We start from the raw sequence: 11,537 nt of genomic DNA on the forward strand, positions 1-11,537 counted from the left end.
TCCAGGCCCTCCGGGCGCTTCCTTCGTTTCCGACTCTATCAGATCTTTCCGATCCGATTTCCTCGGTGCTTTCCGGTCCCTTTCGCTTTCGCTCCGGGCCCTTCCGGCGTTTCCGACTCTATCAGATCCTTTCGGCGTCTGATTCCCAGTCAGCGGGGTTTGTCTTCCGGGCTGTTGGGCCGTTCCGACGTCTCAAACCTTAGCGGATTCCTTCGGCGGCTCATAATCGAGTCGTTCGAATTGAATTTCGGCATGCCGAAATTCATCCCGTGAGGGAGACCGTGCTGGATTGAGGTGCCGCTCTCGCGGCGGGATGGTCGTCGCAGAACCGTTCCGGCTCCGTGACAACTCGGAGAACACTACGCGTCCCCCAGGGGGGTGTCAACCACCGCCCTGGGGTCTCCGCGCGGCCTGTCAGTCGAGGTCGGTGAGCCGGCCGCCGGCGTCCGGCTGGGTCAGTTCCACCCTGCGCAGGAGGTGGATCAGGGCGTCGCCCAGGGCGCCCCGCTCCTCGGGCCCGAGGTCCTGGAGGAGCTTCTCCTCGAAGTCCGTGGCCATCCGCATCGCCTCCAGCCACTTCGTACGGCCCTCGTCGGTGAGCTCGACGATCACGCGGACGCGGTTGGTCTCGTCGCGGTCGCGGGTGACCAGACCCTCGCCGGCCATGCGGTCGATGCGGTGGGTCATGGCGGCGGGGGTGAGGCCGAGACGCTTCGCCAGCTCGCCCGGGCCCAGGCGGTACGGGGCGCCGGAGAGGACGAGCGTCTTGAGCACCTCCCACTCCGCGTTGCTGATGCCGAGGTCGGCGAGCTGGCGGCCGTACGCCACGTTCATCCGGCGGTTCAGCCGGCCGAGGGCGGAGACCACCTTCTCCACCTGCGGGTCCAGGTCGCGGTACTCGCGCTGGTAGGCGGCGATCTGCTCGTCGAGCGTCGGCTCCTGCGGCTCCTGCGAGGCGGGGTGCTCGGGGGTGTCGGACATGAGGGCGAGTATCCCACGCTCCTCGTTGGCGTTGAAGTCCTTCCATGTGTACTGTTAAGGATCGAACTTTAGTGTTGAAGTCTTCAGGGTTCAGGCGTACAGGGCTGAACCCGCGACCGAAGTGGGTGAGTGTGACCAAGGCGAGGGGCGCGGCGATGCGCCGGATTCAGGCAGGCAGCGCGCTGAGCGCGTTCGGACTCGGCTTCACCGTGCCGTACCTCTATGTGTACGTGGCGCAGGTGCGGGATCTGGGCGCGACGACCGCGGGTGTGGTGCTGGCCGTCTTCGCCATGGCCGCGCTCGTGGTGCTGCCGTTCAGCGGGCGGGCGATCGACCGGCGCGGGCCCGTGCCGGTGCTGCTCGTCGCCTCGGGTCTGGCCGCGGTCGGCGCCGTGGGGATGGGGCTGGCGTCGAGCGTCCCGGCGGCGGTGGGTGCCGCCGCGCTGCTCGGTGCGGGGACGGCGGTGCTCCAGCCGGCGCTCGCCACGATGATCGTGTGGTGCTCCGAGCCCGCCGGCCGGACCCGTGCGTTCGCGCTGCAGTTCTTCCTGCAGAACCTGGGCCTGGGTGTCGGTGGTCTGATCGGCGGCCAGCTCGTCGACGTGAGCCGGCCCGACAGCTTCCTGCTGCTGTTCTCGATCGAGGCCGTGATGTTCCTGGTGCTGGCCGCGGTGGTCGGCACCGTGCGGACGGCCGGTTCGCCCGCGCTCCAGGGCGCGCGGCCCGCCGAGGGCGCCAAGGGCGGGGTCCGGGCGCTGGTCGGCCACAAGGCGATGGTGCAGCTGTGCGTCCTCGGCTTCGTCCTCTTCTTCGCCTGTTACGGACAGTTCGAGTCGGGTCTGGCCGCGTACGGCACCGAGGCCGCCGGCATCGCGCCGTCGGCGCTGGGTCTGGCGCTGGCGGCGAACACCGCCGTGATCGTGCTGGCGCAGTTCCTGGTGCTGAAGTTCGTGGAGCGCCGCAAGCGGACCCGGGTGATCGCGGCCGTGGGGCTGATCTGGGCGGTGGCGTGGCTGATCGCGGGGTACGCGGGGCTCGGGCACGGAAGCCAGGCGATGGCGACGGCCGCGTTCGTCTCCACGTACGCGCTGTTCGGACTCGGTGAGGCCATGCTGTCGCCGACGGTGGCGCCGCTGGTGGCCGATCTGGCGCCGGAGTCGATGGTGGGCTCGTACAACTCGGCCTTCGCCCTGGTGAAGCAGTTGGCGCTGGCGGTCGGCCCCGCGGTGGGCGGGCCGATGGGCGCGTCGCTGCACGGTCCGTACATCGTGACCTTCGTGCTGTTCTCGCTGCTGGTCACGGTGCTGGCGGTGCGGCTCGGCAGGCAGCTCACGCCGGTGCAGAACCAGCCGGCGCTGGCCGTGAAGCCCTCTCGGGTGGTGGCTCAGCACCAGCCCGAGCGGGAGACCGCGGCTCTCTAGTCACGGAGGGCGAATTCGCACCAGACCGCTTTGCCGCCGCCCGGAGTGCGGCGGCTTCCCCAGGACGAGGCGATCGTCGCGATGATGGAGATCCCGCGACCCGCCTCGTCCTCCGTTTCCGCCCTGCGGCGGCGCGGCAGGTGGTCGTCTCCGTCGGTGACCTCGATGATCAGGCGGCGGTCGGTGCGGCGGAGCCGCAGGCGCATGGGCGGGGTGCCGTGCTGGAGGCTGTTGGCGACGAGTTCGCTGGTGGCGAGGACGCCGAGGTCGCGGAGTTCGACGGGGAAGCGCCAGGAGGAGAGGACTCCGGAGGCGAAGGCACGCGCGCGTGGGGCGGCCTCGACGCCGCCGAGGAGTTCGAGGGCGGCGTTGTGGAACAGCTCGGCGTCGGCGCCGTCGCGGGCGGGGTGCTGGACGACGAGGACGGCGACGTCGTCGTCGTGTTCGGCGGTGACGCCGAGGGCGCGGAGCAGCCGGCCGCAGACGACCTGGGGGGTGCCGCTGGCGCCGGAGAGGGCGCGGGCGAGGGCTTCGACGCCCTCGTCGATGTCCTCGCGGCGGCGTTCGACCAGTCCGTCGGTGTAGAGGACGGCGGTGGAGCCGGGGGGCAGGGCGATGGAGCCGGAGGCGTGCAGCCAGCCGCCGGTGCCGAGCGGGGGTCCGGTGGCGCCGTCGGCCTGGCGGACGGTGCCGTCCGCGTCGCGGACGAGGATCGGGAGGTGGCCGGCGGAGGCGTAGACGAGCTTGCCCTCGTTGGGGTCGTGGACGGCGTAGACGCAGGTGGCGATCTGGCTGGCGTCGATCTCGGCGGCGAGGCCGTCGAGGAGCTGGAGGACCTCGTGCGGGGGCAGGTCCAGGCGCGCGTACGCCCGGACGGCGGTGCGGAGCTGGCCCATGACGGCGGCGGCGCGGACGCCGCGGCCCATGACGTCGCCGATGACGAGGGCGGTGCGGCCGGCGCCGAGGGTGATGACGTCGTACCAGTCGCCGCCGACGGCGGCGTCGGCGACGCCGGGCTGGTAGGTGGCGGCGATCCGCAGGTCGTCGGGCTGTTCCAGTTCCTGCGGGAGGAGGGAGCGCTGGAGGGTGACGGCGGTCTCGCGGTGGCGGCGCTCGCTGGCGCGGAGCCGTTCGGCGGCCTCGGCGTGGTCGGTGACGTCGGCGGCGTGGACGAGGACGCCCGCGCCGTCGAGGTGCGGGCTGTCGACGGGCAGGCACGTGACGGTGTACGAGCCGCCGTCGGCGGTGCGGCGGGACTTCACGGTGCGGGGCTTGCCGCTGCGGAGGACCTGGTCGAGGAGGGGCAGCAGGCCGAGTTCCTCGGCCTCGGGGCAGGTGGCGGCGACGGTGGCGCCGGGGGTGCGGGGGCCGAAGGCGGCGGCGTACGCCTCGTTGACGTACGCGATGCGGTGCTCGGGGCCGTACACGAGGGCGACGAGGCCGGGGAGGCGGCCGAGGAGGTCCCGGACGGAGAAGTCCTCCAGGGCGGGGACCTCGGGGTCCACGGTGTCGACGGTCGTGCCGGCGTGCTCGGGGTCCTGTGCGTCCTGCCGCGGTCCGTACTCACCGCGGGCGGCGGGCACGGAGCCTTCGGTCCCCCGCGCCGCGCGGCGCTGCGTGCCGGGGAGCCGGGCGCTCCAACGGGTGAAGTTCACGGATCTGTATGCCTCGTGGTGTCGGTGCCGTGCGGAGTCACGCTGTGCAGGTGTGAGCCCACCTATGGTCACACGTCCAGTGTGGACGAGTGCACTGACAGTGATGTCAGGAGGACGTCCCGTCGTTCCCGTCGGGGCCGGGAGGCGTGGGCGGGGGTGGGGGTGGTGCGGCCGCGAGTTCGAATTCGGCCCGGGGGTGTTCCAGGGAGCCGAGGGAGACGATCTCGCGTTTGAAGAGGCCGGAGAGGGTCCATTCGGCGAGGACCCGGGCCTTGCGGTTGGCGGTGGGCATCCGGCTGAGGTGGTAGGCGCGGTGCATCAGCCAGGCCGGGTACCCCTTGAGCTTGCGTCCGTACACGTGCGCGACGCCCTTGTGGAGGCCGAGCGAGGCGACGGAGCCGGCGTACGCGTGCGCGTACTCCTTGAGCGGCCGGCCCTGGAGGGAGGCGGCGAGGTTCTCGGCGAGGACCTTGGCCTGGCGGACGGCGTGCTGGGCGTTGGGGGCGCAGGGGGTGCCGGGTTCCTTCGCGGTGACGTCGGGGACGGCGGCGGCGTCTCCGGCCGCCCACGCGTGCGGGGCGCCGTCGACGGTGAGGTGGGCGGTGCAGCGGATCCGGCCGCGCCCGTCGAGGGGGAGGTCGGTGGCGGCGAGGACGGGGGCGGGCTTGACCCCGGCGGTCCACACGACGGTGCGGGTGGGCAGGCGGGTGCCGTCGCTGAGGACGGCGACCCGGTCCTCGCAGCTGTCGAGGCGGGTGTCGAGGCGTACGTCGACGTTGCGGCCGCGGAGCTCGCGGATGGCGTACCGGCCCATCTCGTCGCCGACCTCGGGGAGGATCCGGCCGGCGGCCTCGACAAGGACCCATCGCAGGTCCTCGGGCTTGATGTTGTGGTAGTAGCGGGTGGCGTACCGGGCCATGTCCTCCAGTTCGGCGAGGGCCTCCACGCCCGCGTACCCGCCGCCGACGAAGACGAAGGTGAGGGCGGCGTCGCGGAGCGCCGGGTCGCGCGTCGAGGAGGCGATGTCGAGCTGCTCCAGGACGTGGTTGCGCAGGCCGATGGCCTCCTCGACGGTCTTGAAGCCGATGCCGTGGTCGGCGAGGCCGGGGACGGGGAGGGTGCGGGAGACCGAGCCGGGGGCGAGGACGAGTTCGTCGTAGGTGAGGGCGACCGGGCCCGCGCCCTCCTCGTCGGTGGCGAGGGTCGTGAGGATCGCTGTGCGCTTGGCGTGGTCGATGGAGTCGACCTCGCCGATGAGGAGGCGGCAGCGGTCCAGGACGCGGCGGAGCGGGACGACGACGTGGCGCGGGGAGAGCGAGCCGGCGGCCGCCTCGGGGAGGAACGGCTGGTACGTCATGTACGGGTCGGGCGTGACCACCACGATCTCGGCGGCGCCGCGTCCGAGCTCCGTCCTGAGCTGCCGCTGGAGGCGCAGCGCGGTGTACATGCCGACGTAGCCACCGCCGACCACGAGAATGCGCGCAGGTTCGGTCACCGTCCCATGAGGCATCGCCGTCCGGGGTTTGTCCACAGGCCCGGCGAATTGTGTGACCGGAGGGGTACGGAGGCGCGGGGTGGCGCGCGCGGGTCTGGTGGGCGCAACGGCGCAGGTCACGGCGTGCGTGGGTGGTGCGTCACGGGGTGGGAATCGGGTGACTCCGGCGGCTTGCTCCGATCGGGGGGCGCACCGTACGGAACTCCCCCTTCTGAATTGACCCGGACTCAACTATGTTCGTAGTTCGTCGGGGTGTCGGTTCCGGCGTGCGCGCGGACCGATCGCGCACACCGGCCGGGAGCCCCGTATCAGGGCGGGGAGTCTCCGGGGGGAGACATCATGAGCGGGGGAACGCTTATGCAGATTCAGGATTCTCGTTGGCAGTCCGTGGTCGGGGCGGAGCGGGACGACCGGGGTGCGGGGGCCGTGGCCGCCGTGCCGTCGGCCGGTTCCGTGCCGGTCGCCGGCACCGTCGCGGGTACCGGCACCGTCGTGGGCGGTCCGGTGGCGGGCGGGCGCGCGGCGCCGCTGCGGGTGGACGCGCAGCGCAATCTGGAGCACGTGCTGCGTGCCGCGCGCGAGGTCTTCGGCGAACTCGGTTACGGGGCGCCGATGGAGGACGTGGCCCGGCGGGCGCGCGTCGGGGTGGGCACGGTGTACCGGCGCTTCCCCAGCAAGGACGTGCTGGTGCGGCGGATAGCCGAGGAGGAGACGGCCCGGCTGACCGAGCAGGCGCGGGCCGCGCTCGGGCAGGAGGAGGAGCCGTGGTCCGCGCTCTCCCGGTTCCTGCGCACCTCGGTCGCCTCGGGTGCCGGGCGGCTGCTGCCGCCGCAGGTGCTGCGGGTGGGCGTGGACGAGTCGCCGGTGGACGGGGAGGGCGAGGCCCGTGTCCCGTACCAGCGGGGTCTCGGCGAGCAGGCCGACGCGCGCGTGGTGGCGCCCCGGGCGGTGCCGGCGGGCGAGCGGGACGACGCGGGGGCCGCGGAGCTCCTGGAGGTCGTCGGCCGGCTGGTCGACCGGGCCCGGGAGGCGGGTGAGCTGCGGACCGACGTGACCGTGGCGGACGTGCTGCTGGTCATCGCCACGGCGGCGCCGGCGCTGCCGGACGCGGCCCAGCAGGCTGCGGCCTCGGCCCGGCTCCTGGACATCCTTCTGGAGGGCCTGCGCTCGCGGTAGCGGGTCGGACGCTCGTTCGGTCCGCCGGGCCTCTGGGCCGGGCGGACCAAGGAGCATGACACGAACGTGTGAGCGGTTACGCCGGGATACGGGAAGTCGCCCCGGACGAGTGGTAAGTGGACGCGGCGCTTCGGCGTGCCCGCGTCGTGTGGCAGGCTTGGCGGATATTCGGGTCTGCGCACGCGTACGGGGGCTTCCGCGATGAGCGGTGACGGTCGGGACGATCCGCTGGGCGCCGGTGGCGCCACGGAGGCCGAGGGCCTGCCCGCCCGGCAGGTGCCGAGCCAGGGCGGCCCCGGCGGCGCCCCCGGCTCCCCGCACGGCCCGGCCGAACCGAGCGTGCCGCAGCAGCGCGAGGCCCCGTCGCCGGGCGCCGCGCCCCTCCCCGTACCGGATCACGACCCGGAGGACGGATCCGCCGGGGCTCCCGCGGACGACGAGGGGCTGCTGCCGCCCCCTCGGGAGCTGCCGGCCTCCGACGCCGAACTCATCGCGCGCATGCGGGACGGCGACGACTCCGCGTACGAGGAGCTCTTCCGCCGCCACTCCGACGCCGTCCGCCGCTACGCCCGGACCTGCTGCCGGGACGCGCACACCGCCGACGACCTCACCGCCGAGGTCTTCGCCCGCACCCTCCAGGCCGTCCGCGGCGGCGCCGGGCCCGAACAGGCCGTCCGCGCCTATCTGATGACCACCGTCCGGCGGGTCGGCGCGAGCTGGGCCAAGACCCAGAAGCGCGAGCACCTCGTCGAGGACTTCGCCGTCTTCGCCGCCGACGCCGCCCGCTCCTCCGAGGTCTCCGACCAGGACACCATGGACCTCGGCGCCGAGGTCCGGGCCATGCAGGAGGCGGAACAGTCGCTGGCCATGCAGGCGTTCCGGTCGCTGCCCGAGCGCTGGCAGGCCGTCCTGTGGCACACCACCGTCGAGGAGGAGTCGCCCAGCGAGGTCGCCCCCCTCTTCGGCCTGACCGCCAACGCCACCGCCGTCCTCGCCAGCCGCGCCCGCGAGGGCCTCAAGCAGGCGTACCTCCAGGCCCATGTCAGCCAGGCGCTCACCGCGGGCGGCGACTGCGCCCGGTACGCCGACCGGCTCGGCGCCTACGCGCGCGGGGGACTGCGGATGCGGGCCGAGCGCGGCCTGCGCAAGCACCTGGACGAGTGCGCCAAGTGCCGGGTCGCCGCCGGTGAACTCGCCCACGTGAACGCCGGGATCCCGGCGCTGCTCCCCGTCGCGGTCATCGGCTGGTTCGCCGCCGGCTACTCCCTCAAGGCCGCCGGCATCGTCGCCGGCGGTGCCGTCGGCGCGGCGGGCGCGGGTGCCGCGGCCGCCGCCACCGGCGGGACGACGTCGGGCGCCGCCTCGGGCGGTGCCGCCGCCGAGGGCCTCGGCGCGCCCGTGAAGGCCGGCATCGCCGCCGCGATGGCCGTCGCCGCCGCGGCCGGGCTCGTCTGGGCGATGGCCGGCGACCCGCAGCCCGTCGCCGCGCCGCAGCCCACACCGCCGGCCGTCACCCCCGCCGCCCCCGAGCCCGCGCCGCCGACGAAGCCCTCCCCCAGGCCGACGCCCGAGCCGACGCCGCCCCCGGCGCCCGCGCCGGAGCCCACCACCCCGCCGCCCTCGCCGAAGCCGACGCCCAAGCCCACCCCGAAGCCGACGCCCGAGCCGGTGGTGAAGCCCTCGCCCAAGCCGACGCCGACTCCCGCGCCGACGACTCCGCCGCCGAGCCCCACACCCAGCCCGAAGGCCACCCCGAGCCCCACCCCGCCGCCGACGACGCCCCCGCCGCCCGCGCCCACCGTCTACCAGGTCGACCGGCTGGAGTACGCCGCGTTCGGCGACGGCACCGAGCCCGAGGTGGTCCTGGAGGACGGCAGCTGGATGTGGCCGCGCCAGTCCATGACGATCAGCGGCTCCCCGTACGCGTACGGCGTCAGCGTGCACGCCCCGTCCTCGCTGCTGATCCGGCTGAACCGGCAGTGCACCGCCTACGACGCCGTCGTCGGCGTCGACGACCTGAGCGTCCCGTTCGGGCCCGGCGGGGTCCGCTTCTCCGTGTACGGCGACGGGGAGCGGCTGTGGCGCTCGCCCGTGGTCCGGCAGGGCGACCCCGGGATCCCGGTCCACGTGGACCTGGGCGGGCGCTCCACGCTCCGGCTCGTGGTGGAGGAGCACACCCCCTTCGGGAAGGCCGCCGTCGCCGACTGGGCGGAGTCCCGGATCAGCTGCTCCTGACGGCCTCTCCGGCGCCGGCGGTGTACGGCTCCACCAGGTCCAGCACGTCCTCCGGACCGAGTCCGGCCCCGGCGGCACGGGCGGCGGCGAGCCCGTCCGCGCCGAGCGCGGTCCCGCAGGCGGCGGTCAGCTCCTCGTCCTCGCGCCGTTCGGGCACCGAGCGGGGGATGCCCTTCCGCCAGGTGGCGACGGCGGCCGCCACGCGCGCGCAGCGGTCGGCGTCACCGGCCCGCTGCAGGGCGAAGGCGAGCCCCTCGCCGAGGCTGATCACGATGACGTCCGCGCAGCGGCCGCCGAGGGCGGACCGCAGCGCGGCGGCGGCGGAGGCGACGGCCGCCGGGCCCGCGCCCTCGTGGGCCTCGACGCGGGCGACGAACCCCTCGATGGCGATGGTGAAGTGCGGCGGCGGGCTGCCGGCGCGGACGTGGGCGCCGGCCGAGGTGATCAGGGCACGCGCGCGTGCGGGGTCGTTCCGGTCGAGGGCGAGGACGGCCCGCATGACGTCGACGAAGGCGAGGGCGTCCCGGATGCGGAGCCGTTCGGCCTCGCGGGCGGCCTCGTCGAGCCCCCGCTCGGCGGCGTCCGGGTCGCCGTCCCGGTAGGCCAGTTCGGCGAGCCGGGCGAGGAGGAAGGGCGCCTCGGTGTGGGCGCCGACCTCGCGGGCGAGCCGGAGCGCCTCCTCGTACGCCTCCCTGGCCTCGGCCCGGCGCCCGCGCATCATGTGGGCCTCGGCGGCGGCCGAGGCGACCTGGGCGCCCATCCAGCGGTCCCCGACCCGGCGGGTGAGGACGCGGAGTTCGGCCAGGTCCTCGTCGATCCCCTCCATGCCGCCGGGCATGTCCACGATCATGTGGGTCCGGAACATCAGGCTCACGCCTGCCTCCCAGTCGCCCCCGTACCGGCGGCAGGTCTCGACACCGACGTCGAGCAGGGCGCGGACCGTCTCGGGCTCCTCGGTCAGGTACGCGCTGAACGGCCAGAGCAGGCCGGGGAAGCGGGCGGACTCCGGGCCGGGGTCGTCGCCGAAGGCGTCCCGGACGCGGCGGATCTGGGCGAGCGCCGCCGGGTCCTCGCGGAGGTCGCCCAGGTACGTGTTCTCGTCCTCCAGGGCGAGGAAGAACGAGAGCAGCCGCAGCCGCATGCGGGGCCAGTAGCGGGGGTCGTCCCGGTCGTCCGGGTCCTCCCCCAGGGAGAGGGTGTACCGGGTCCAGCCCAGGCCCTCGGGGCGGTAGTTGCGCAGCCACCAGAACCAGCCCATGGCGAGGACCAGCCGGAACGCGGTGGCTTCGTCGGGGACGGTGAGGGCGCGGTGGAGGGCGGCCCGGATGTTGTCGAGGTCCCGTTCCAGCCGGTCGATCCAGGGCAGTTGCTCCGCGGAGCGGAGTCTGGGCTCGGCCTCCTCGACCAGGGCCGTGAAGTGCGCGGTGTGGGCGGCGGCCGCGGCGGCGAGCAGCTCCGGGGTCTCGGCGGCGCGCTCGGCGGCGTACTCGTGGATGGTCTCCAGGAGGCGGTAGCGCATCGCGCCGTCGTCGGTGGGGGTGGCGACGACGAGCGACTTGTCGACGAGGGCGCCGAGGGTGGTGAGGGTGTCGGTGCCGCCCTCGGGGGCGGGCGTGTCGACGGCCTCCGCCGCCGGCAGGTCCCAGCCGCCGGTGAAGACGGAGACCCGGCGGAGCAGGGTGCGCTCGGCCGGGTCGAGCAGCTCCCAGGACCAGTCGACGACCGCGCGGAGGGTCTGCTGGCGGGGCAGCAGGGTGCGGGCGCCGGAGGTGAGGAGCCGGAAGCGGTCGTCGAGCCGGTCGGCGATCTGGCGCGGGGTGAGCAGCCGCAGCCGGGCGGCGGCCAGTTCGATGGCGAGGGGCAGGCCGTCGAGCCGGCGGCAGATCTCCGCGACGGCGTCGGCGACGTCCGCCTCGCGCGCGTGGTCCTGGGCGAAGGAGGGCCGGACGGCCCTGGCCCGCTCGGTGAAGAGCCGGTGCGCGGGGACGGGCGGCAGGGGCTCGACCGGGCGGACGGCCTCGCCGGGGACGCCGAGGGGTTCGCGGCTGGTGGCGAGGATCCGGAGGCCGGGGCAGTGGGCGAGGAGCGTCTCGGCGAGGGCCGCGGCGGCGCCGATGACGTGCTCGCAGTTGTCGAGGACGAGGAGCAGGCCGGGGCGGTGGGCGAGGTGCTCGACGAGGTGGGCGGTGGGGTCGTCCTGGAGCGTGGTGCCGTCGCGGGTGATCAGGTTCATCTCACGGAGGCGGAGTGCGGAGAGGACGGCGCCGGGGAGCGCGCCCGGGTCGTCGAGCGGCGCGAGCTCCGCGATCCACGCCTGTGGCCCGGCGACCTGCCGGGCGGCCTCCTCGGCGAGCCGTGTCTTCCCGGAGCCGCCCGGGCCGGTGAGCGTGACGAGCCGGGACCGGCCGAGGTCGGCGCGGAGCGCGGCGAGTTCGGGCTCGCGGCCGACGAAGGAGGTGAGGCGGGGGCGGATGTTGCCGCCCTCGGGGGCGGGTGAGCGTAACGAGCCGGGACCGGCCGAGGTCGGCGCGGAGCGCGGCGAGTTCGGGCTCGCGGCCGACGAAGGAGGTGAGG

7 protein-coding genes are annotated in these 11,537 nt (G+C 74.5%); 3 read left to right on the forward strand and 4 right to left on the reverse strand.

Annotated features, from left to right (window positions below; genetic code table 11):
- Nucleotides 1-414: 414 nt before the first annotated feature.
- A complete protein-coding gene (locus IF73_RS0136130) occupies nt 415-981 on the reverse strand; it encodes a MarR family winged helix-turn-helix transcriptional regulator (RefSeq protein ID WP_031015528.1) in 567 nt (188 codons plus the stop codon).
- A 155-nt stretch (nt 982-1,136) separates the two neighbouring features.
- Here IF73_RS0136130 and IF73_RS0136135 point away from each other — a divergent pair, with 155 nt between their 5' ends.
- Nucleotides 1,137-2,402: an MFS transporter gene (locus IF73_RS0136135; RefSeq protein ID WP_037881645.1), complete on the forward strand. Its 1,266-nt coding sequence runs from the start codon at nt 1,137-1,139 to the stop codon at nt 2,400-2,402.
- On the opposite strand, the gene IF73_RS0136140 is transcribed toward IF73_RS0136135, so the two are convergent.
- The gene (locus IF73_RS0136140) at nt 2,399-4,057 is read right to left on the reverse strand and encodes an ATP-binding SpoIIE family protein phosphatase (RefSeq protein ID WP_031015530.1); all 1,659 of its coding nucleotides are present in this window, start codon (nt 4,055-4,057) and stop codon (nt 2,399-2,401) included. The genes IF73_RS0136135 and IF73_RS0136140 overlap by 4 nt on opposite strands.
- A gap of 106 nt (nt 4,058-4,163) precedes the next feature.
- Complete coding sequence (locus IF73_RS0136145) at nt 4,164-5,567, reverse strand: NAD(P)/FAD-dependent oxidoreductase (protein WP_063833512.1); 1,404 nt, start codon at nt 5,565-5,567, stop codon at nt 4,164-4,166.
- A gap of 342 nt (nt 5,568-5,909) precedes the next feature.
- Here IF73_RS0136145 and IF73_RS0136150 point away from each other — a divergent pair, with 342 nt between their 5' ends.
- Nucleotides 5,910-6,728: a TetR/AcrR family transcriptional regulator gene (locus IF73_RS0136150; protein ID WP_063833513.1), complete on the forward strand. Its 819-nt coding sequence runs from the start codon at nt 5,910-5,912 to the stop codon at nt 6,726-6,728.
- 201 nt (nt 6,729-6,929) lie between these two features.
- Nucleotides 6,930-8,963 (forward strand): sigma-70 family RNA polymerase sigma factor, encoded by a 2,034-nt coding sequence (locus IF73_RS0136155; protein WP_031015534.1) that lies wholly within the window; start codon nt 6,930-6,932, stop codon nt 8,961-8,963.
- Here the strand turns inward: IF73_RS0136155 and IF73_RS0136160 are convergent.
- A partial coding sequence (locus tag IF73_RS0136160; protein WP_051717692.1) for an ATP-binding protein occupies nt 8,950-11,537 on the reverse strand: 2,588 nt, incomplete at its 5' end. The genes IF73_RS0136155 and IF73_RS0136160 overlap by 14 nt on opposite strands.

Origin of the sequence: Streptomyces sp. NRRL F-5727, assembly GCF_000719555.1 — a bacterium.
In the GTDB taxonomy this organism is placed as follows: domain Bacteria; phylum Actinomycetota; class Actinomycetes; order Streptomycetales; family Streptomycetaceae; genus Streptomyces.

Bases quoted from the DNA above. Each gene is read 5' to 3' on its own strand.
- IF73_RS0136150 (WP_063833513.1), top strand. From the start codon at position 5,910: ATGCAGATTCAGGATTCTCGTTGGCAGTCCGTGGTCGGGGCGGAGCGG.
- IF73_RS0136135 (WP_037881645.1), top strand. From the start codon at position 1,137: ATGCGCCGGATTCAGGCAGGCAGCGCGCTGAGCGCGTTCGGACTCGGC.
- IF73_RS0136155 (WP_031015534.1), top strand. From the start codon at position 6,930: ATGAGCGGTGACGGTCGGGACGATCCGCTGGGCGCCGGTGGCGCCACG.
- IF73_RS0136130 (WP_031015528.1), bottom strand. From the start codon at position 981: ATGTCCGACACCCCCGAGCACCCCGCCTCGCAGGAGCCGCAGGAGCCG.
- IF73_RS0136145 (WP_063833512.1), bottom strand. From the start codon at position 5,567: ATGCCTCATGGGACGGTGACCGAACCTGCGCGCATTCTCGTGGTCGGC.